The sequence below is a fragment of the Candidatus Hydrogenedentota bacterium genome, from assembly GCA_013359265.1.
GTDB lineage: Bacteria > Hydrogenedentota > Hydrogenedentia > Hydrogenedentales > SLHB01 > JABWCD01.
The window spans coordinates 1-22,050 of record JABWCD010000040.1; the positions used below are offsets into that span (position 1 = coordinate 1).

General features: G+C 60.7%; 15 protein-coding genes. 12 read left to right on the plus strand and 3 right to left on the minus strand.

Annotation, left to right across the window (positions count from 1 at the left end):
* From HUU46_24365 to HUU46_24385, 5 genes are all read left to right on the plus strand, one after another.
* Positions 1–787, plus strand: a 787-nt coding sequence (locus HUU46_24365) for a KH domain-containing protein (protein NUM56775.1), incomplete at its 5' end; no start/stop codon positions are given.
* Between the two features lie 1,519 nt (positions 788–2,306).
* Entirely contained in the window at positions 2,307–2,498 is a 192-nt protein-coding gene (gene rpsU / locus HUU46_24370; protein NUM56776.1) for a 30S ribosomal protein S21, read from the plus strand.
* A 90-nt stretch (positions 2,499–2,588) separates the two neighbouring features.
* Positions 2,589–4,115: a xylulokinase gene (gene xylB / locus HUU46_24375; protein ID NUM56777.1), complete on the plus strand. Its 1,527-nt coding sequence runs from the start codon at positions 2,589–2,591 to the stop codon at positions 4,113–4,115.
* Positions 4,116–4,152: 37 nt separating this feature from the next.
* Positions 4,153–4,461: a nucleotidyltransferase domain-containing protein gene (locus HUU46_24380; protein NUM56778.1), complete on the plus strand. Its 309-nt coding sequence runs from the start codon at positions 4,153–4,155 to the stop codon at positions 4,459–4,461.
* A complete protein-coding gene (locus HUU46_24385) occupies positions 4,418–4,795 on the plus strand; it encodes a DUF86 domain-containing protein (GenBank protein NUM56779.1) in 378 nt (125 codons plus the stop codon). Before HUU46_24380 ends, HUU46_24385 begins: the two co-directional genes overlap by 44 nt.
* An 18-nt stretch (positions 4,796–4,813) precedes the next feature.
* On the opposite strand, the gene HUU46_24390 is transcribed toward HUU46_24385, so the two are convergent.
* Positions 4,814–7,300 carry a penicillin acylase family protein gene (locus tag HUU46_24390; GenBank protein ID NUM56780.1) on the minus strand — a complete coding sequence of 829 codons (2,487 nt, stop codon included), beginning with the start codon at positions 7,298–7,300 and terminating at the stop codon, positions 4,814–4,816.
* A gap of 55 nt (positions 7,301–7,355) precedes the next feature.
* Here HUU46_24390 and HUU46_24395 point away from each other — a divergent pair, with 55 nt between their 5' ends.
* The 5 genes from HUU46_24395 (at position 7,356) to HUU46_24415 (ending at position 12,745) form a co-directional block, all read left to right on the plus strand.
* Positions 7,356–8,345, plus strand: coding sequence for an RluA family pseudouridine synthase (locus HUU46_24395; protein ID NUM56781.1), 990 nt, complete (start codon positions 7,356–7,358; stop codon positions 8,343–8,345).
* A 31-nt stretch (positions 8,346–8,376) separates the two neighbouring features.
* Complete coding sequence (locus tag HUU46_24400) at positions 8,377–8,646, plus strand: BrnT family toxin (protein ID NUM56782.1); 270 nt, start codon at positions 8,377–8,379, stop codon at positions 8,644–8,646.
* 13 nt (positions 8,647–8,659) lie between these two features.
* The gene (locus tag HUU46_24405; protein NUM56783.1) at positions 8,660–8,935 is read left to right on the plus strand and encodes a BrnA antitoxin family protein; all 276 of its coding nucleotides are present in this window, start codon (positions 8,660–8,662) and stop codon (positions 8,933–8,935) included.
* A 65-nt stretch (positions 8,936–9,000) separates the two neighbouring features.
* Positions 9,001–10,098: a 3-isopropylmalate dehydrogenase gene (gene leuB / locus HUU46_24410; protein NUM56784.1), complete on the plus strand. Its 1,098-nt coding sequence runs from the start codon at positions 9,001–9,003 to the stop codon at positions 10,096–10,098.
* Between the two features lie 202 nt (positions 10,099–10,300).
* Complete coding sequence (locus tag HUU46_24415; GenBank protein NUM56785.1) at positions 10,301–12,745, plus strand: hypothetical protein; 2,445 nt, start codon at positions 10,301–10,303, stop codon at positions 12,743–12,745.
* Between the two features lie 242 nt (positions 12,746–12,987).
* On the opposite strand, the gene HUU46_24420 is transcribed toward HUU46_24415, so the two are convergent.
* Together HUU46_24420 and HUU46_24425 are read right to left on the minus strand one after the other, a co-directional pair.
* Entirely contained in the window at positions 12,988–15,474 is a 2,487-nt protein-coding gene (locus tag HUU46_24420) for a hypothetical protein (protein NUM56786.1), read from the minus strand.
* Between the two features lie 284 nt (positions 15,475–15,758).
* Positions 15,759–18,428, minus strand: a complete 2,670-nt coding sequence (locus HUU46_24425; GenBank protein NUM56787.1) for a DUF2339 domain-containing protein — start codon at positions 18,426–18,428, stop codon at positions 15,759–15,761.
* Between the two features lie 574 nt (positions 18,429–19,002).
* Here HUU46_24425 and HUU46_24430 point away from each other — a divergent pair.
* Together HUU46_24430 and HUU46_24435 are read left to right on the plus strand one after the other, a co-directional pair.
* Complete coding sequence (locus HUU46_24430; GenBank protein NUM56788.1) at positions 19,003–19,428, plus strand: DUF4189 domain-containing protein; 426 nt, start codon at positions 19,003–19,005, stop codon at positions 19,426–19,428.
* Between the two features lie 1,508 nt (positions 19,429–20,936).
* The gene (locus HUU46_24435) at positions 20,937–22,043 is read left to right on the plus strand and encodes an IMP cyclohydrolase (GenBank protein ID NUM56789.1); all 1,107 of its coding nucleotides are present in this window, start codon (positions 20,937–20,939) and stop codon (positions 22,041–22,043) included.
* Positions 22,044–22,050 lie beyond the last annotated feature (7 nt).

Consider the following 22,050-nt stretch of genomic DNA (forward strand, 5'->3'; position numbering starts at 1 on the left):
GGCGCCGGCGCCGCGCAAGCCCGCGCCGGCCCCGCGCGTCTACGCCGGTCCGCCCGACACGGAAGCGGAAGCGCTCGTGCGCGAGATCGTCCAGCGCATGGGAATCGAGGCGACGATCTCGAGCGCGACCGACGAGGCGGGCGCGGTGAGCATCAAGATCGAGTCGCCTGATTCGGCGATCCTGATTGGCCGCAAGGGGCGCAGTCTGGAATCGCTCCAGTATTTAGTGAACCGAATGAGCCCGAAAACGGAAGGCGACGACAAAGATCGCATTACGATCGATATCGAGGGGTATCTCGACCGCCGGCAGGAAGCGCTCGAGGAACTCGCGCACCGGCTCGCCGAACGCGCGCGCGAGACGGGCCGCCGCCAGCGCACCAAGCCCATGGGGTCGCAGGAGCGCCGCGTCATTCACATGGCCCTCGAGGGCGACGACACGATTCGAACATTCAGCGTCGGCGATGCCGGCGACAGGCACGTTGTGATCGCGCCAAAGGACGAACGGGCCGACGGCGACCGTGCGCCGCGCGGGCGTGGTCCACGCAGTGATCGCGGGCAGCGTGGCGGAGAACCGCGCGAGCACAAACCGCGCAATATCTTCGACAGGCAGAACCAGGCGCGGGCGCAGAGCGCGCCGGACGGTGACGGCGAGCACCAACATGGCGACGGAAACGGTGCGCCACGCCGGCGTCGGCGTAGCCGACGTGGCGGGCGTGGCCGGGGACCGCGTCCCGAAGCGCCGGCAGCGCCGAGCGACGCGGTTGAAAGTGGACCGCAGGACTCCTGACGACACGATCGCCGCTATCGCGACGCCGCCGGGCGAAGGCGGGATCGGGATTGTGCGGCTGAGCGGTCCGGATTCGATTTCGATAGTGCACTCGGTTTTCGTGTCCTCGCGCGGGCGCGACATTCGCACCGCGCGAGGACGCGTGTTTCATGGGACGATTCGCGATGCGCGCGGCGCGATCGACGAAGCGCTGGTGCACGTCATGCGCGCGCCGCACAGCTACACCGCAGAAGACGTGGTCGAGATCAATTGCCATGGCGGTGCCGCGCCGCTGCGCACGGTGCTGGAGTTGGTGTTGTCGCGAGGGGCGCGTCTTGCCACGCCCGGTGAGTTCACCAAACGCGCATTCCTTAACGGCCGCATCGACCTCGTACAGGCCGAAGCCGTCATCGATCGTATTCAAGCGCGGACCGATGCCGCATTGCGCGCGGCGTCCGCCGCGGCGGACGGTGTGCTGTCGCGATCAATTCGTGAGCTGCGAGAGGTCCTGATTGACGCCCTGGCGCGTGTCGAATCCGCAATCGACTTTCCGGATGACGACCTGCCGGAGTTGGTGGATTCCGCACTGCGCTCGCGGTTGGACGACGCCCTCGCGCGCATGCGCGAACTGTTGGCAACGGCGGAAGCGGGAAGACTGTACCGCGAAGGCGCAAGCGTGGCGATCGTGGGCAGGCCCAATGTGGGAAAATCGAGTTTGTTCAATGCGCTGCTGCGCGACGCTCGCGCGATCGTGACTTCCGTTCCCGGAACAACGCGGGACCTGCTCGAAGAGGTCATCACCATTTCGGGCGTACCCGTTCGGTTGAGCGATACCGCCGGGTTGCGCGAATCGAGCGACGAAGTCGAACAAATCGGCATTGGACGCGCGCGCGCCGCGTTGGAAAATGCCGACATTATCATGGTTGTGCTGGACGTATCGGAGCCGCTGAATGACGGCGATAGGGACATCCTTCAAGAATCCGCTGCGCTCGGCCGGCCCACGATCCTGGCGTTGAACAAATCCGACCTCCTCCCGGCCCACGCCGGCATTGACGAGAACAAGTGGCCCGCCGTAGCCTGCCGCGTTTCCGCGAAGACGGGAGATGGGCTGCACGGTCTCGAAGATGCCCTGGGGAAGCTTCTTTTAGGCGGCGGCGCGGTTGCGCCGGACCAGGGCCTGATTACGCGCGTACACCAAAAGGACTCCGTGCGGCGCGCGGCAGAAGCGCTCGAACGGATGCTGCAAAACTACGGTGCGTCCCCCGAATTCTTGAGTATCGACCTGCGCGAGGCACTCGACGCCCTCGGCGAGATTACCGGCGAAACGACCCCTGACGACGTGCTAGATCGGATATTCTCCAGCTTTTGCATCGGGAAGTAACGAAGCCCGCGCTTTCATTGACTGATAACCGCCTGTCTGCTAAAATATGGGGCTGGTTACAGACCCGTTTGATGCCCTGGGCGCCGATGGCCGGCCGGGAGCGTCTGTCACCCCAACCGTTTTTCCACATACTTTCGACAGAGGGGAGGTTGAAGCGACGTGACGAAAGTGCGCGTCAAGTCCGACGAGCCATTCGAAAAGGCCCTTCGGCGGTTTAAGAAAAAGTGCAACAAAGAAGGCATCATGCAACGCCTTAAGGAAATGAAGCACTACGAAAAGCCCAGCGAAAAGCGTCGCCGCAAACTGGCGAAAGCGATCGCGCGGGCGGCAGCGTTGCAATCCGACGAGTAATGTTTCTCGCGTGACTTGCGAATCCAAAGCGCAGGGCTGAACAATCGGCCCTGCGCTTTTCTTTTTATCGAGGACAACGGGGAGCTTCACATGCCAATTATCCTTGGAGTGGACGTCGGCACCAGCGGCACAAAGGCCGTCGCTATCAACGAGAAGGGCGAACTCGTCGCGTCGGCGCTGGTCGAATACCCGCTGTTGACGCCGAAACCGGGATGGGCTGAGCAGGACCCGGCCGAATGGCTGAAGGCGGCCTTCGGCGCGCTGACGCAACTCGCGCGCGCAAACGGCGTGAACGTGGCGGACGTGAAGGGCATCGGCCTGACGGGGCAGATGCACGGCTCCGTGTTTCTCGACGCGAACGACAACGTACTGCGCAATGCGCTGCTCTGGTGCGACAACCGTACCGCGCCGCAGTGCGAGGCGATTACCTCGAAAGTCGGCGAGCGGAAGCTCATCGAGATGGTGTGTAACCCCGCGTTGACCGGGTTCACCGCGCCGAAGATTCTTTGGCTGAGGGACAACGAACCGTACCACTACGAAAAGCTCAAAAAGGTCCTGTTGCCGAAGGACTACGTCCGCTGGGCATTGACGGGCGAATACGCCACGGACGTCGCGGACGCGTCCGGCACCTTGCTGTTCGATGTAAAGGAGCGCACATGGCACAAGGACCTCATGTCCCTGCTCGGCATCGATGCATCGTTCATGCCGCGCGCATACGAAGGGCCCGAAGTAACGGGGACGCTGTCGAAGGAAGCGGCGGAACTTACGGGCTTGCCGGCGGGCATTCCCGTCGTTGCCGGCGGCGGCGATCAGGCGGCGGGGGGAGTCGGCAATGGCATCGTGCGCAAGGGCGTAATCTCGTCGACCGTTGGTACGAGCGGCGTGGTGTTCGCGTTCGCCGACTCAATCAGCCTCGATCCGCAGGGGCGCGTGCACACGTTCTGCCATTCGGTGCCCGGCAAGTGGCATGTGATGGGCGTCGTGCTGAGTGCGGGCGGTTCGTTACGCTGGTTTCGCGACGCGCTGTGTCCCGTCGAAAAATCGATCGCCGCCGAAGTCGGTAAGGACCCGTACGAATTGATTATCGAAGCGGCGGGGACCATCCCGCCCGGCGCGGAAGGACTGATATTTCTGCCGTACCTCAGCGGCGAACGAACGCCGCACAAGGACCCGTACGCGAAGGGCGCGTTCATAGGGCTGTCGCTCAAACACACGCGCGCACACATGGCCCGCGCGGTGCTCGAAGGCGTGGCGTTCGCCATGCGCGACAGCCTCGAAATCATGCGCGAGATGGGCGTTGCGATCACTCAAGTTCGCGCGTCCGGCGGCGGCGCGCGCAGCCCGTTATGGCGCCAAATTCAGGCGGACGTAAACAAGACGCCGCTTGTCACCACAAACATCGACGAAGGACCCGCATACGGCGCGGCCCTGCTCGCCACGGTTTCAACTGGACTGTACAAGTCCGTTGAAGAAGCCTGTGACGCGATCGTCAAGGTGATCGATCAATGCAATCCGATTTCAACGAACGGAACGGTGTACGATGCATGGTTTATGGAATACCAGGAAGCATACAAAGCGTTGGCAGCGGGATTTGCGCGAACGGCGAAGATTCTATGAGAATGATATAATGCCTTTTGTGGACCGGGTACCAATTATGCACAACACGGTTATAGAAAATCAGAAATCGATTCTCTCGCTTTGCAGGCAGTATCACGTTAAGCAATTGGATTTGTTTGGATCGGCGTTGTCGGACGCGTTTGACACGGAATCGAGTGATATCGATCTTCTCGTCGAGTTTCTTCCGCTGCCCAGTGGCCGCCGTGCCGATGCCTATTTCGGATTGTTGGAACAACTAGAGACTCTTCTGCAAAGACCCATTGACCTTGTTTGTGTGCGCGCTGTACGAAATCCCTACTTTCTTGACGCCATCCGGGTCAATCGTTCAACCCTCTATGCGGCTTAATGAGAAAGCCCTGCTGTCGGAAATCCTGCAAGCGGGGCAGCACATCCAACAATTCACCGCTGAGAAAAATGAGCATGACTTCGCCGGGAGCCTTCTTCTGCGGTCGGCGGTCGAACGCCAGTTCGAGATAGTCGGCGAGGCATTGAACCGGCTTGGAAAGAATGATTCTTCCCTACTAGAATCGATACGCAACTATCGGCGCATCATCGCATTCCGGAACATCCTCGCTCACGATTACGACCGCGTGGACGAGGGAATCGTGTGGGACATCATTCAGAGGGATTTGCCAGTGCTGCTCGAAGATGCGGCCGAACTGCTGGCGAAAGACGAATAACCATACTGGCTACACTATTTACCGTGGCAATAGCCGTAGAATATGGGCTTTCGTGGATGAGATTTGTTCCACCGTCAGCGCAGCATTTCGGTACTCGCCCTTGATAAACATTTCCGCCTGATCGTCGTAGTGTGGGTCCAACCAATGGCCCGAGTTGCCTGTCGGCAAAATTGTGTGACTGTGTTCCGGATCGGCGAAGTCGATGATCCGGCGCGTCGAAGGGCCCGCGATGATCTTGTGGTCAAAGGTCCCGTGCGGATAAAGCAGGTTGTTGATGGTCTGCGCGCCGCCGGAGGCGTCGAAGGGGCCGATGTTGAACAACGCACCGACAATGGGAATGTAACTGAGCGGGTGCGTGTACGTGATCGTGTGGTCTTCGCCCCAGGTCCAATTGGCGCGGTCTTTCCCATGAGCCAATTCGATACGATTGACGGCCTCGTGCATGGCGGCAACAAAAATATCCGCGCGCGTTTCGACGCTGCCGGGTGTGCCGCGATTGTCCCAGAACGGCGAATCGTCGCGATGGACAACGTAGCGCAGAAAGCACCACGCGTCGCCCAGCGTGCTATACACGGCGAGATTGTTCGGACCGAGCTCGTCGCCGACCGTCTGAGAAAGTATCGCGTCGCAGAGATAGGTGTAGACCGTCGGCTCGATTGAGTCCGCGGTATGCGAGCCATCCCACTTTGTCAAGCGGTCCAACATCTCGATCTCTGTCGCCGATAATTCCCCCTTCCGATCGCCCAACACCGCCGCGACTGCGGCGGCAATCTCCGGCGCGGCCACGCCGACATCGTCTGTTTGCAGGCGCTTCGTGTCCTGTACGCTCCACGACGTTTTCGTTTCAATCATCCGCTCGATGCGTTCCGCGCGGTCCCAAGGCTGCCAGTAGCCGGGGAGGTCTGCAATGGGACCGAATGGGCGCACACTCGATTTGTTGTTCGCGGTGACGATGTAGCCGCAGGGCGGATTCTTCAAGTGCGGGTTTTGGTCGAAGGGGAGGAAGCCCAGCGGCTCGTCGTTTCCCGACGCGCCATCGAGCAGCGCCTTGCTGTTTACGTGCGCTGGGCGAATCGGCAGTTTGCCCGCCGCCCACCATGCGATGTCGCCCTTGCGGTCGGCGTACGACACGTTCACGCCCGGCGACGTGACAAGAGACACCGCCTCGGCGAACGCGTCGTAATCCTTCGCGCGCGCCATCCGGTAAAACGCCGCGATGTCCGTGTAATCGACATGTTGCCACACCCAATACAGCGAAACCGGCGGGCCGCTGTAGTCCTCGTATTTCTCGAGCAACGGCGTAATGATGGGGCCGTGCGGCGAAGTGCGGACCTCGTGCTCCACGTCCTCGCCGAAACGCACCTTGAAAGTCTCGCGCTCGACCTTTAGCTCCGTCCATTCTCCCTTGTACATCACGCGATTGGGATTCGATGGATCGATCGTTTCCACGTACAAGTCGACGTCGTCGTTCGCGAACATCGTCAAGCCCCATCCGATGTCGCGGTTGTGCCCGAGCAGCGCGATGGGAATGAGCGGAAGGTAGTAGCCATACAAATCGAAGCCGTCGTACGTCACGTGCGCCTCGTACCAGATCGACGGGTTCGTGAACCCGATGTGCGGATCGTTCGCGAGCAGCGCACCCCCACCGGCAGTGCGCGAAGGGCCGAGCACCCATGAGTTGCTGCCCATGTGGTTGCCAAGCAAATCGGCGACTTTCTGCCATTGATCGACGAACGGTTGCAGCGCCGCCGTGGCCTGTTGCACTGGCGCGCGCGTGCCTTTCGGCGGCCACATGCCACGTTCGCGCAGGATCGCTTCCGCCTCCTCGCGCGATTCCATGATTGTCGTCGGTATCTCCTGCGAATAGCCGGGAAATAGAAGCGATACATCGAGGTCCGGGAACTTCTGTTGCACGATGCTGTACATCGCATCTTGCCGCGGGCCGTACGAGAACGTGATCGGCAGTATGCCCGCAATGCACAGGCTGTCCGTAAGTGTGTAGGTGCGGCGCGGAATGCCGAGCACCGTGAATTCGAACGGCGCTGGCCCATGCGAGGCGTACTCATTGATGCCCTTTAGGAAGTCCTCTGCCGCGCTAAACGCCTCTGGAAAGCGCTCGCGCAATAGTTTCACGTTCTCCTCCGCCTTCGGCCGCAACCGCAGGGTGCGCATCGCCTTGTCAATATCCAACGTGACCGGCCCCAATATCTCCGATAATTCGCCCTGCGCGAGCCGCCGCATCATCTCGATCTGAAAGAGGCGGTCCTGCGCCATGCTGTAACCGAGCGCGAAATAGGCGTCCCTCTCGGATTCTGCTTCGATATGCGGCACGCCCCATGTGTCGCGCGTGATCGTCGCGCCTTTAACGATCCCTGCAACGCGTAGCTCGCCGTCAAGCTGTGGCATACCGCTCCGCGCGAGCCATAGTAGACCGTAGTATGAGACCGCAATAATCAGTATTACGGCAGCCACCGAAAACAAGACGATACGGCGCACCCGTCTCATGGATTTCCTTCCCCTCGGAGTCGAACCGGACTACGGTAGCATGTACGATAGATGGATGAAACTTGAAGAGACTGTTTCCGAGGATACCGCCGGGCTTCGTCTCGATGTCTTCCTGTCAGGCGCCATCGAGGACGCATCCCGTTCTTTCGTCAAGAAGCTGATCAAGGACGGCAAAGCCCTTGTGAACGGCAAAGTCTGCGCGAAACCGGGGCGCATGATGAACGTGGGGGACAGGGTCGAGGCTGAATTGCCTCCGCCCGTGACCACACACCTCGATCCGGAGAATATTCCGCTCGACATTCTATTCGAGGATGCCGACGTACTGGTGGTGAACAAGCCGTCCGGGCTGGTGGTACACCCCGCGCCGGGGCACGCGGGCGGCACGCTCGTGAACGCCGTGCTCTATCATTGCAGGGATTTTCAGCGGCCCGGCGAAGACGCGTTGCGCCCAGGCATTGTGCACCGGCTGGATCAGTACACGTCCGGTGTGATGGTAATCGCGAAATCGCCGCGTGCGTTCTCGAGTCTGTCAGAACAGGCGCGCGAGCACACCTTCGACCGCCGATATCTCGCGCTGGTGCGCGGCGAGTTCAGGGACGCCGCGGGCCGCATCAGCGCGTCCATCGGACGCAGCACGCACGACCGTCATCGCATGACGGTAACGGGCCTGAACAGCCGCGACGCCGTAACGCGCTTCGAAGTGCTGGAGACCTTCGGTGTGGCATCGCTCGTCGCGCTCGTCCTCGAAACGGGCCGGACCCACCAGATTCGCGTGCACCTGCGTTTCGCGGGGCACCCGGTACTCGGCGACCCTGTCTACGGCGTCACCGATTTCGCAGATTGGAAGGTCTCGCCGGCAGTACGCAAGGCCCTCGAATCGCTCGACGGCCAGGCGCTCCACGCCGAACTGTTGGGATTCGAACATCCCGCGACGGGGGAACGTGTGCAGTTCACCGCGCCGCCACCCAAGGACTTCGAGCACACATTGAGAGAACTGCGTTCGAGAATCGCGCAGGTAGACCAACGGGATGCGCTAAACATTTGATATATGCATGATTATATGCATAATACCGCATATGAGAATCGTTTGGCACGAAGAAAAGCGGCGCCAAAACCTTATCAAGCACAAGCTCGATTTTCGCGACGCCGCTGCGGTTTTCGATGGTCCGACATTCACAATTGAAGATGACCGCCTGAATTACTATGAACAGCGTTGGATTACGTCGGGACTGTTGAACGGACAGGTCGTCCTAATTGTCCATACAGAAACAGGAAACACAGTACGCATCATTTCGATGCGCAAGGCAACTCAATATGAACAAATCCTCTTCTTTACGCGCCTCTAAAAAAAGCGGGCCTATGGTCAGAAACGTACCGCCGGAGTACGACGAGTACCCGGAGTTGACACAGGCAGACATGGACCGGGCCAAATTCCGCATTGGTTTCAAGCCAGCGACGCGCAAGCAACGAATCACAATTCTGCTGGATACCGGTGTAATCGAGTATTTCAAAGCAAAGGCGGGCGCGTCCGGCTATCAGTCGTTGATCAATGATGCGTTACGCCAAGTTAAGGATCGTGACAGTTTGGAAGACGTTGTACGGCGGGTAGTCCGTGAGGAGCTTCGGCGTAAGTAGCTGCGCTGCTGCCCGCAATTTCGCGATTTGTGTTCGCAGTCTTATTTTCCGCGGAAAGGAATTCCATGACCAAGAGATACACCATCGCCATGCTCGAAGGCGATTGCATCGGCCCCGAGATCATGCGTGAGGCGGTGAAAGTCTTGCGCGCGATCGAGCAACATACCGGCGTGACGTTCGACTTGCAGTACGCGCCGTTCGGCGGGCAAGCCTACTTCGATACGGGCAAGGCGTTTCCCGACGAAACGAAGGCGGTCTGCGACAAGGCGGACGCGATTCTCAAAGGCCCGATCGGGCTTAGCCACGCGGACTCGCAGAAGATCCCGGTCGACGAACAGCCCGAACGCGGCGCACTGTTGCCGCTCCGCCGACGTTACAACACCTTCGCGAATTTTCGCCCCGTGTATCTCCCGCCGGAATTGGCCCACTTCTCGCCGCTCAAACCGCGCGTCGTCGAGGGCGGCATCGATCTGATGATGATCCGCGAACTCGTCGGCGGCCTGTACTTCGGGCGCAAAGAAGAAGGGCGCAATGCCGAAGGCAAACGCTACGTCAACGAGGTGCTCGAGTACGACGAAGACCAAATTCGCCGGATCATGCACATCGCGTTCAAGGAGGCGCGCAAACGAAAAAAGGTGTTGCACAACATCCACAAGAGCAACGTGCTGAAATCAAGCGTTCTCTGGAACACAGTGCTCGACGAAGTCGCCCCGGAGTATTCGGACGTGACGGTCAAACACGTGATTGTCGATGCGGCCGCTACCGCACTCGTTCTAAACCCGCGCCAATTTGACGTGATGGTGATGGAAAACATGTTTGGCGACATCCTGAGCGACCTCGGAGGCGGTCTGCTGGGTTCGCTGGGGCTTATGCCCTCCGCCTGCGTCGGGCCAGAGAAGGCCTACTACGAGCCCTCCCACGGCTCTGCGCCGGACATCGCGGGGAAGGGCGTGGCAAACCCTTACTCCATGATAGGGTCCGTGGCGCTCATGCTCGAGAAAAGCTTCGGCATGGAGAAAGAAGCGCAGCGCGTCATGGACGCGATGCGGAGCGTGTTTGGCGCCGGCTACACGACGGCGGACCTGCGAGACCCGGAGGGCAAGTCGCAGGTCATCGGCACGTCGGAATTTGGCGACAAGGTGGTAGCGGCGCTGGCCGGTTAACGCATCCGGGGTCATATTCAATAAAAACCATAAAATCGCTCGATATTTTGAACTTGACGGTTATCTGCCCACAGGATATAGTACCCGCCGTTCCCACGGCGGTGTTACTTTCGGTAACGTGTGGGCTGTACATTTTCGCGTAGTCTTCCCTAATGGCCTGCCTGCGGAGGCTGGCCAAATCTTGGGACGGGGGGTTGGGACTATGGCAATTCACGGGGCAGTGAAGGCGCTGCCGATCCTGGTCGGAACGCTGGACGAGTCGCGCGCGCCAGACTTGGTGGTCGGCCGGGCAGAACTCGTCGCGCGCCTTTGGGACTTGGTCCGGGACGGGTGCGTCTGCGTCACGGGCGCCCGCCACATGGGAAAGACGTGGACCCTCAAGCTTGCCGCAGCCAGGCACCCCGACTGGGTATCACCCGTCCTCATCGATACAGGCGCCTGCCAGACCGTACCCGAATTGGTCTGGCGCATCGCGCAGGCCCTGGGCCGTGCCGGTGTCGTTCCGCGCGATTGGTACGCCCGCGTCGACCAGTGGTACACGAAGTTGGGCGTGGCCAATACGGACGGCAAACCCGCCGCGCCCTGGGCGATGGTGCTCAACGGCACGCTCCAGCACGCTTCCATGCACAGTGGCGCGACCGTGCCCACGCTCATACTTGACGGGTTCGGCGCGTTCGTACACCGGTTGCACCAATCGGGCGCGCGCGATACCACGCGCCGCTTCATCGACGCGGTTGCCGCGTTTCCAAACGATTGGCCGCGCCTGCGGTGCGTTATCAGCGGGTCCGGCGAGCTCGATGAGGCGTTACGCGCCACTTACGGCGACCAACCGGGCAGCACGCTCTACGCCGCGTTCTCGAAATTCGACGTGCCGCCGCTCAGTCACGACGACGCGCAGTACCTTGCCGCGTGCCTGCTGAAGGGCGAATCCGTGCCGTGTTCCGACCTTCACGAGGTGGCGGAGGCAGTTGCGACGACGACGGGCGAGAACCCGTTCCTGATACACAACACAATCGACTGGATGGCGCGCTTTCAACCGGGCGTCTGGACGCCGGACCGCGTGCGTGAAGTGCCTACCGTCTTGTGGATCGAATCGACCGATGCCGACGACACTGGGGTGCCGGACGAGTCATTGCAGGCGAGCGACGCCGACGACGAACTGGCGCGCGCTGCGAACGTGTTGGAGACCCTGTCGAAACCCGTGCCCGAACCGCTGGCCGCGGAAAGCCCGCGCGGCGCGCAGCCGAACCCGGTACTGAATCTCCCCCCCGCGTTTGTGCTCTTCAAAGACCAGACCGAGGCCGAACCGCACCTGCGGACGGCCAAACCGGAACCCGCCGCGCCACGCGTAGAGTCGAGCGCCCTGACGCGCACCTGGCGGCGCGTACAGTCGCTCGCGCAGATTAAGTCATACGTGCCGACAACGCCCGCGTCGTTCTACGTTGCGCACGTCGAAGGCGACCCCGCGGACGGACGCAAGGCCGATCCACCGTCGTTCGTGGCGTTTACGCACGCGGAAGCATCGATCAACGGCATGCAGGCGCTTGCCGAGGCGCGCAAAGCGTTGCTCGAACTCGAAGACACGGCGCCCATTCTTGGAATTGAAAGCGACGATTCACTATTCCGCAGGGGGTCGTCGCATCTTAAACGCGCCCACTATGACGCGGCACTGGACATGTTTCAGGAACTGGCCCGGCGTTTGCGCTCGGGCGAATCGGCGGAAGTCGCGGCCGGCGCGCTGCTGAACACTTCGTACGCGCTGGCGCGACTGCGGCGCCACGAAGAATCCATTGGCGTGGCGGATGCGCTCGTGCGGCAATACGGCGAAGACGGCCGCGCGAACGTGCTCGCATGCGTCGCGATGGCCCTCGTCAACAAGAGCTCGAGTCTGATCGCGCTCGGCCGCGGTAGAGACGCATTCGACGTATGCCGCGCGCTGCTCGCGTGTTCCCCGCAGGACATCGACAGCATCTTCACCGAGGCGATTGTAAGCGCGCAGTTCAACGCCGCGTTCGCGCTCGCGCAACTCGGCAAGGAAGACGAAGCGCAGACCGCCTATACCGCAGTCGCCGAAGCGTGCAGCGCGGCAACCGGCGAGAGCATGCGGCGGCTCGCCGCGGACGCGCACTATAACGCGGCGATTCTCCATCTGAAGAAGGAGCGCCGCTTCGAAACCATCGAAGCGTGCGAATCCGCGATCGCGCGGGATGCTCAGCACGTGCGCGCCCACTCGTTGCGCGTGTCAACCTACCTTCAGCTCAATCTTGTCGGCGAGGCGATGGCTGCGATGTCCGACGCGTACACCGCATTCGCTCCAGACACGCTGCAACGGGCGGCGCTCGTCGCTGACGTGCTGCGCGAGGCAATGGTCAGCGCGGGTCTTATTCCGATGCTGGTGCCTGCGCTGAAGGAAGACCCGGGCGCGCTTGCCAGCGGCATCGTACTGTGGCTGCGTCGATTGATGCCGCTCGATCCCGCCATCGCGCCACAGGTGAGCGCCGCCGAACTGGCCCTGCGGCCCCTCTGCGAGCGCGACGCCACGGCGCTGGCCGCGCTCGAGGCCGTTCGCGCCGCGCGCTACGCCGCCTTGGGCAACCTCACCGCGCTCGAAGCGCTGCCGGAGGATTTCCGCTCGTTCTTGCGCTGATGCAATCGCCCGCGTAAACGCGCCTCACTCCGGCAATAGGTCGCTTCGATACCCGGCGGCGGCAGAATCTAAGAGGCTCTAACAATAATAACGTCTTTGCGTTTACCCCGAAGGGGTTTCGGCGCGCAGCCTAGGGGTTGGCCCGCCGAAGTCGCTTCGACGCAGGCGGGGCTACCCTGGGTACCAACCACCCGCATTAGGGAATGTACCCTGAAGGGGTTTCAGCATTAATGTTAGAGGCTCTAAGAGTTGGCTTCCGGCTCCGGCTCGAGGTAAATCGGTTCGCTGGCTTTCGTGCGTATTTCGAGTAATTCGCCTGACGCCGTCGTAGCGCCCGCGCCCGACGATACTCGGACCGCGCATTTCCACGGATTCACGAGTCGGAGCGTGCTTCCCGCTTCGCTGAGTATCCGCACGTGCTCCACCTCTCCATTCGCGCAGGACGCGCTCACGAGAAACGCGCCAACCGCCCGCAATGTCTCGAAAGAAGCCGCACGGTCGAGCGGCCAATTCGGAAACAGGCGAATCGTGCCTGTGTAACTCTGCATCAGGCATTCGTTGATCACGACCGGTAATCCGAAATTCTCGAACCAGATGCCCATTGGCCGCATGAAGTCGAACGGCGTCGTGTCGTCGTAGCGGCCGTGGACTTGCATCACCATGTCGGTGCACGTGCCGTTTTCCAGCAGGCAATAGTCGATTTGCCGCTTGAAACGCTCCAAGTCCAACAAGCCAAGCCGCGCGGCCTGAAGATTGAGGAATACCAGGTCGTTGCCGCCCTCGTTCCGGTGGTTTCGATACGAATTGACCAGGATGTCAAACACATCCTTTGGCGAATGCAGCCCGTGGTCCTCGCCGGGAAATACCGTCATGAGACTGTTCGGCACGTTGTACACAACCTCGGAGTGCTCGCCCGGCACCGACACAAACACGCGTCCGCGCGGGGACTCCGCGGTCGGATACTCGGGAAAGTGGTCGAGGATGTCCCGCACGTCACGAATCGTCTCCTCCTCGCCCTTCTCAATATCGAGCACCCGCGTCGCCTCGAGGTACGCCTTCATCACAAACTTGATCAGCGTCAAGTCTACCAAACAATCGCGGTTGTACTTGAAGCCGGGCCGCAGCCCATACAGTTCCGGCGGCACCGTCGGAAATACGTGGTACCTGTCGTCACCCCACTGCGGTCCATGCGCTTCCGGACGCTTCATATAGTCCACAAGAAACAGCACCGCATCGCGAATCGGCACAAACGCCCTCTCGCGCAGAAACGCGTCGTCCATCGTGTAGAGGTAGTGCCACCACAGTCCCTGGACGGTCCACGGGGTCTCGCAGATTTCCCATCCCCACGTCGGCACGGGATACGGCGACATCGTCATTTCGACCGGATACGCCGAGTGCGGAAAGTACGCGCCGCGCAGACCGTAGTACTCGCGCGCCCATGTCCGGCTGACCGGCAGCAATCGCTCGACCAGTTCCACGTACGGCAGGTTCTTCTCGACACGGTTGCTCGAGAACGGCAGCCAGAACGCCTGCTGCGCGTTGTAGTTCATGTGGTAGTCGCCGTGCCACGCTGTGCCGATCCGGCGATAACTCCAGTTGGCGAACAGGCCAGGGCAATTTACCCCCGCCTTCGCGGAACAGTTCAGGAAGTAATGGTTCCAATACCAGACGCGCTCGAGTGACTCGTCATCGAGGGCAATGCCCGACCGGCCCCAGTACGCTTGCCAGACATCCTCCGAGCGCTTCACCGCCAACGCGAACGCATCGCTCGATGGAGCCGGTACCCTTCCCGCGGGTTCGCCCACGTCCACCGCGAGGCCTTCATCGAGTTGCACGCACGCCAAAAACGGATCGGACGAAAGTATCGACCGCTCCAACAACCCCATCGTCTCTGGACGGCCCTCCCAATCCAACCGTTCTGTCGCTACGAGACGTCCGCTCGACCGTACCGACAATCGAAACGCACGGTCCTTTTCGCTGGCTACGCCGGGCTTGCCGTCAACCGGGCGGTTGAACGGCAACACCTGACGAAACGAAAGCGTCGATTCGACTTCATTCCCGCTCGTTTGATACGGCGGAATGTCCGTTGGCGTGTCCGGATCCGGAATCAGGCGCACCCGCCCGAAGCAATTGGGAATCGGTTTGCTCTCGGCATCAACCAGCCGCGCCCACAGCCGGTCGGCCTCCATATCGACGAAAAGCAGCAATCGCGCGGGCGCTCGCTCGATCAAAAGGTTGACCGCGCACATGCCCGTCGCAATATCGAGCCGGTATCCCAACAACTCCACACGGCGCCGATCGAATCCCAACAACAGCGACCCGCAGGGAAACGGCCTCGGATAAGGTTTGTCGTAATTCTCCCGCGACATACGCAGATACTCGCGGTACCACGGGTCCGTATCCAGACTCGGCGCGTCGCTCGGAATGGCCTTCACCTTCGCGAACACTTCCTGGAACGTGCCAATCTTCTCGCGGTTGTCTTCCGCTATGCGAATGTCCCAAACGTCGTTGTGCCCGAAGTGTACGACCACCGCATCGGGACGCGTCGTGACGACCGCGCCCAATCCGCCGTTGCCCAACAACGCCCCTTCAAAAAAATCTGGCCCCGGCCGCTCCAGCACAATCGGGTGCAACGCCGCGCGCGCCGATAGGTCGACGCTACTTTCACTGGCCGACGCGGCCACGCGTATGGCAACAGCCAAAACAATCCCCGCGGTACGCGTGCTCATTGTTCCCCCCAAATGCGCCGCCTGGAAAGGCGGCCACGCGGCCACCCGACGCTCAATTGCGGCCCGAAGACTTCACGACCCATCCGCAGCCCAAACGCCTAGCGCATTTCAAGGTTGGGTGCACCGCGTGCTCGTGCTCCTCATCGTACTCGATCTTTTCGAGAATCGAGTGCGAGCACGATGACGCCTCAGGAGCAGGAGCGCGAAACAGTCGGTGAGCTCAAGTTTGAATTGCTCCAATCGCGTTGCAGTGCGGCGCGACTACTACTTCCTGGTTGTGTGTCTTATTTCTGTCCCGCTAATCCGTGGGGGCCACCGGTAATGTGCAACATGGCCCGGTGATAACCGTACGCCACGACAAGGAGGACGAAGCAAAGCACGGCGAACGCGGCGGATTTGTTGAAGCCGCTGAGCGCCGAGTTTATGTCCACGAATGCGCGGCCAATGGCGAGGGCAAACACCGCGAGGCCGGCATATCGGTAGTGGTCTTGGCGGAATGGCAACGAGATGGCGACCAGTAGAAAAGCCAGGACCGTCCACGAACTGGTAAGGTACGCGCCTTCAAGCGGCACTCGCCACGGCAGATGGACGAGCAGGGCGGCGGCGGCATACGGAAGCAAATCGCGAAGCGGCAACACCGCGGCGTTGCTTCCGTCGCTGCGCCAGCGGGCCGCTATCCGTTCGCATGTCAGCCAGAATGCGGTCAGCAGCAGCGAGTCAGCGACCAGCGCTTGCCATGCGAGAGAAGGGGTGTAGCTGTAATCGACGAGCCAAACCGACGCGCATGCCGCGCCGATTATCGCCACGGCGCCGGCAATTATCTCTCGATAGACCAGACCATACCCGAGAAAACCAAAGGCGAGCAGCGCGAACCATGCGAACCGGTAGCCCGGCGCCGCGACGAGGTCAATGTAACGCGCGAGCACGATGGCTGCCGCGACGATTAGCAGGCTTCCTGCAGGCCCTACCTCCTGTTGCAGGCGCAACCGCGCGACATACCGGTCAAGGGACAGCGCAATGATCGCAACCGCGAATGCGACGAAGTGCCAGGTGTACTGCGTGCGCAGGTCGCCGCCGATCAGCCACGCCCAGGATGCCCAAAGCAGTAGGCCGGTGGCCGTCCATGTAAGCGCGCCGCGATGGAGTAATTGCGTCAGCGCCGCCGCAATACACGCGGCGCCGGCCAGTGCGGCGGCGGCATGGGCGGTTGGCGCCCCGGCCACCGTGAATTCTCGCACAAGCAAGCAGCCACCCAGCAGGCCCGTTGCCGCGTAGAGCAAATACGCGCCAACGTCGTGCTGGTGAAAGACCAGACCTTCATTCGTTTGCACAAGCCGGCGATCCGAACGAACGGCGGACGAGAAAATAAAGGCTGTCGCCATCATCGCTAACCAAGCTGGCGCGGTTCGTTCCGCGCTAATCTCGTATGTTCCCAACGCCAAGGTGGTCACACTCAAAATCATTGCCGCAAGGCCGAGCGGACGTGACGCCAGCCATGCCGCGGTCAACGTGAGCGCGAACGTCAATACGGCGAGCGGCAATGATCGGTCGCCGTCAGCGAAAAGCACTCGAAGCCAGGTCACGTACAGAACAGCGCCACCAATCGCGTATATGAAAGGAAATTGCAGCCCGCCATACGGTCTTGGCATCGCGCCGGGCGGACGCTCGCTTATCAAATCAAGTTGCCAAAAGAGGCCAAGCGTCTCTTGCGCCACAGGCAGCGTTCGCGGTGACCGAATTGACCAATCGGTACGCTGGTATAACACCGACGCGACGAGGAACCCCGCTACCGTCAACAGACTCTGGACAACGAATCGCCAATATAAGTCGCTTCCATACGCCGCGGCTGGAAGGGCAAAAGTCACGAATGCGGTATAGAAAAATGCTACTAAAGCAACGAAAAACGCCAGCACACGGGTCACCACGAGACCGGACCGGCGTGCCGAATACAGAAGTGCGACCGTCTCGACCGCGAGCCACGGCGACAATTCCGCGTGCTCGCCGCCGGCGCTCCCGTAACGCGCGGCAAGGCCAAGCGTGGCGACCGTGACGGCCTTGGCAAGGTACGCATTGAAAAGGGGATCGCGTTCGCGCCACCGGAGATAAGCAAGGCCCAACAGCGTCAACGCCAACGCAAAACAGAAACTGAAAATATCCTGATGCCCGCGTGAATAGTTCTCGAAGTGATATACCGTCGCGGAACCTATAGCGAAGAACGCGGCGGAGTTGGCCGTCAAGAATAACGTCCTGAACCACGTCGGCACGGCTTTGCGGCGGACGGCTTCCGGCGTGAAAAACTCGGTCACGGCGTAAATCGCAAAGTACGACGCCAGGAATCCCGTCGAAATCCAGAAGTCCCGCGCCAACCCGCGGGATTCAACAGTAAGCGCCCACACCACGTGGTTCGCATAGCAGCCCGCAAGGCCAAGTACCGCCACGTAGTACCATCGGTGCCGCAGCAAAAAGTAGGCGTTGCCAAGTGCAAGTACCACGATGCCGGCGATCGAATACGGCGCGAGATGTTCGCCGCGTATGGTTGCGAGCATGACGGTGAGATGGCCGAGAAACGTGACAAGATACGCCACGGTGATGGAACGCCGAATGTGCGCGACGAATGCCCAGAACACCACCACCACCGCAAGCAGCGCCAGACCCAGCGCGATGCTCTCGATGATTCGCGCATACTCGATGAAATGGGCGGCGAAGGTAACGAAGTAGCTCATTGCCAGTCCGCCCGAATACAGAATGCGCGCGTACAACGGATAACGCCCCTCCAGCCACCATCCCGTGCCAAGAAACCCAAGGCATACGGCGTATCCGATAGCGACTCGGGTGTGGGGCCCCCAACGTTCCATCGCGGTGCCGAGAAAGTACACTGCGGCTATCGCGCCCAAGACCAACGCAATTCGGGGCAGCAGATAGGTGCCGAGCGACATCTCCCAGCCCGACGGCAAGATGGGTCTTATCCGGGTACCAATGGCTGGCTCGGTTCTTGCCGGTGCGGCGGGCGCTTGTGGCGGAAGCGGTGCCGATAATTCGGGTAGGGGCGGCGGAACCTCGGATGCCACGGATTCCTGTTGCGATGCACGCGGGGCAGCAGGCTCCGCGGACGCTTTCTCGAATCGCTCCAGTCGGTGGGACAAGTCCTTGACTCGCCCCATGAGGTAGTCGATCTCCCGGCGTAGTTCGTCGGCTTGGCTTGTCATACCCGAGCCCTCGTACTCACTACCAGCATAGGACAACCCGTTCGGTAAGGCAAAATCGGGCGCAACCGCGCAATTGTGGAATCAGCCACACGACTTCCTTCCCAACGCGCAGCCCTACGACGTGAAACTTTCCCGCAAAACGCAAGGGGGGAATTCAGGCGGGGAATTCAAACAGCCATCTGTTATTTTGAGTAGGATTACTCGAATTCTGTACTATAATTGGCTTCGCCGCCTTGAGGCTGAAAGCGCGGCGTCCCGCGCGCCGGTGCAGTTCGTGAAGTACGGCCGCCAATGCAAGTCGAATCTCCGAGGAGAAAGAGACATGTTTGCATCCATGCGAAACGCTAGCCGGAAGTTCGATGGGGTGTCCTTGTTTGCCGTGCCGGTTGCCGCACTCGTGTGCGTCGCCATTGCCGCTACGCAGGTGTGGGCCGCAAACTCGATTTGGCAAGATAGCAACGACGCCTCGATCTGGGGTGTCGGCGTAGGCACGACCGGCGATGCGGCCAGGGCCGCTGGCGAGCTCGACTGCAAGTCGAGGGGCGGCACTGACTGCAATCATCGTATTACGCGCGTGGATACCCTCGGCTGGGGGGCGATCGCACAAGACAACTCAGGGCACTCGGGGATTACGTGGGAGAAGGCGTCGAGGAAGAAGGCCAAGAAACAGGCCAAAAAAACGTGTAAAAACGCCGGCGGCACGAACTGCAAGGTCGTGCGAACATTTTACGATCCGTATTCCGTGTAGCCGATCTGCGCTTCTTCAACCAACTGAATCCGACAACACCGTATTCGGCGCAGGGTACGCGAGGCCGTTCGAATTCAGGGACAGACTACGAATTACAGTACTCCAACACAGATACACAAGCGCAATCAATTCGACGCGAACTCGCAAAGTCGCCCCGTCGAGGTTGGTGGAGTACGACGACCGTCCTGGGGCAACGCGCTGGCCACGTGAAATAGAGGCCGCTCCCGGGCAACAAGACGCTGCGCCCTCTGCACACAGCCCGTCATCAAACTCACGCCCCCATCACTTCTGCCCGCGAGCGAACCCGAGAGCGCCCATCTGACCCCCATCGCCGCAACCCTTACCCCCGGCTTCCCTCCGCCCACAAACAATTCTTCATCTGCGTAATTCGTGAAATCTGTCGTTCTAGTTCTATATTGACTGATCCAGGCCAAAACTGCGCCTTTCCATCAAAACCCCTCGTCTTGCAAACAAGCCTCAAACGCGACTTCCCGGACCTTCGCATTTGCTCATAACCCATGTCAACCAAACAGGGGTTAATTCGTGCCCAACAGAACTCAAGCTCGGCGATCCCCTCCTGTCTCCCGTCAACCAAATCACCCTCGTTTCCCAAAGTTGGCGCTACCATCTTCTGCTCCCAACCAACTGCAGCGCCAGCCTCGAATCCGCGCTTTCCATGGTACGTCCTTCTGACTTCTGACTTCTGACTTCTGACTTCTGACTCCTGACTCCTGACTCCTGACTTCTGACTTCTGACTTCTGACTTCTGACTTCTGACTCCTGACTTCTGACTCCTGACTTCTGACTTCTGACTCCTGACTTCTGACTGCCGACTCCTCCTCCCGACTGCAACCCGCTGGGCTATCATATAGGGGAGCATTGCTCTCGCGGAGCGCGGAATCAGCTTCGTGCCCTGCCTCAACACCGCCCCCAGGATCCAGAATCGGAGACGTCCATGAAATCAGCAGTAACGACCCTCTTAACCCGACACCCCCTTGAATCGTCAAATTGTCGAGTACCCCCCTGCACCCGGTGCGAAATCGGACGCCTCCACGAAATCACTGAGGTTACAAAGATTTCGGCTCAACCACCCCCCTGTTCCGTCAAAAAAAACGCGCCCCCTCCACCATTCACATGGAGTGCTGCGAATCGTCGTCGCAATCCTCACGCGTCAACCCATGCTCACGACATACCCGCCGGAACCGTCAGCCCCCGATTCCCACGTACCGCGCCACTCGCCACCCGACTCCGACTACCTATGCGTTCCCCGCGCTCTTTCGCGGCTACTTCCTCCTCTTGAATTCCCGAAACCCGACACCCGATACCCGAAACCCGATTCCAAGAGTGCAACACGCTGGGCTATATATATGAAGGGTTTGACCCTTCGCCGACGCGTTTGGCAGGCTATGCGCTTATTCGACGCGCACGGCGACGCGGGAGCGCACGAGCATGCAAGTCGTGCCGGCGCTATGCTGCGATCGCACGAATAACCGTTATCGGGGGACATCATGAGCAAAGACATGTACCGCACGCGGAACGTGGGCGAGTTTCCGGCGGAGTTCGAGTTTCTCGGGCGGGCCTACGAAAAAATCGAAGACTTGCGGTACGGCACAAACCCGCACCAACCCGCCGCCTTTTACCGTCCAAAAGACGGCAAGCGGCTCGTGCTCGGTGCATATGAAATCCTGAAGACGGGCAAGAGCGGATTGTCGCAGACGAACATCGAAGACATGCACCACGCCGTTGGTATTCTGAAATACATGCAACGGCCCGCGTGCGCCGTGATGAAGCACTGCAATCCCTCCGGCGTCGCGATTCAAGTAGGGGAAATGCCGTTGGTCGAGGTATACCAGCGTGCACGCGACGCGGATGCACAGGCGGCGTTTGGCAGTGTCGTCGTGTTCAACCGCACGGTGGACGCCGCGGCCGCACACGAGATCATGCAGACAATCGTGGAAGGCGTCGCCGCGCCGGGCTTCGACGACGACGCGCTCGCCGCGTTCAACGATTTCGAGAAATTCCGCCGCAACAAAGAGATTCGGATTATCCGATTGCCCGGATTCTCGATGCTGCCCAAGTACGTCGGCGACGCCACGGACGTGTTGGAGGCAAAGGTGTTCGACGACGGCAGCATCGTGCTGGCCATGCCGTACCTGTCCCGTGTGCGCAGCACGGCGGACTTGGACAACGCGAGCGCCGAACACAAAAGCGTGGGCAAGGTTACCGTCGCGCGCGGTGCAACGGAACGCGAACTCGAAGACCTGCTGTTCGCATGGTACGTGAATATCCACGTGCGCTCGAACGGATGCGTCATCGCGCGGAACGGCCAAACGTTGGCCGTCGGCACGGGCGAACAAGACCGCGTAGGCGCGGTCGAGCAGGCGATCGCCAAGGCGAAGGCGAAATACAAAGGAAGCGAATCGCTCGCGGGCGCGGTGCTCGCGTCGGACGGGTTCTTCCCGTTCCGTGACGCGGTGAACGCGGCGATCAACGCGGGCATCACGGCCTTTGTACAGCCCGGAGGCAGCGTCAACGATCACGACGTGATCATTGCGTGCAACGAGGCGAACGTCTCCATGCTGTTCACGCACGAGCGCTGTTTCTCACACCATTAGCGGGCAG

Bases quoted from the DNA above. Each gene is read 5' to 3' on its own strand.
- xylB (NUM56777.1), top strand. From the start codon at position 2,589: ATGCCAATTATCCTTGGAGTGGACGTCGGCACCAGCGGCACAAAGGCC.
- HUU46_24380 (NUM56778.1), top strand. From the start codon at position 4,153: ATGCACAACACGGTTATAGAAAATCAGAAATCGATTCTCTCGCTTTGC.
- HUU46_24390 (NUM56780.1), bottom strand. From the start codon at position 7,300: ATGAGACGGGTGCGCCGTATCGTCTTGTTTTCGGTGGCTGCCGTAATA.
- HUU46_24395 (NUM56781.1), top strand. From the start codon at position 7,356: ATGAAACTTGAAGAGACTGTTTCCGAGGATACCGCCGGGCTTCGTCTC.
- HUU46_24400 (NUM56782.1), top strand. From the start codon at position 8,377: ATGAGAATCGTTTGGCACGAAGAAAAGCGGCGCCAAAACCTTATCAAG.
- HUU46_24405 (NUM56783.1), top strand. From the start codon at position 8,660: ATGGTCAGAAACGTACCGCCGGAGTACGACGAGTACCCGGAGTTGACA.
- leuB (NUM56784.1), top strand. From the start codon at position 9,001: ATGACCAAGAGATACACCATCGCCATGCTCGAAGGCGATTGCATCGGC.
- HUU46_24415 (NUM56785.1), top strand. From the start codon at position 10,301: ATGGCAATTCACGGGGCAGTGAAGGCGCTGCCGATCCTGGTCGGAACG.
- HUU46_24420 (NUM56786.1), bottom strand. From the start codon at position 15,474: ATGAGCACGCGTACCGCGGGGATTGTTTTGGCTGTTGCCATACGCGTG.
- HUU46_24430 (NUM56788.1), top strand. From the start codon at position 19,003: ATGTTTGCATCCATGCGAAACGCTAGCCGGAAGTTCGATGGGGTGTCC.
- HUU46_24435 (NUM56789.1), top strand. From the start codon at position 20,937: ATGAGCAAAGACATGTACCGCACGCGGAACGTGGGCGAGTTTCCGGCG.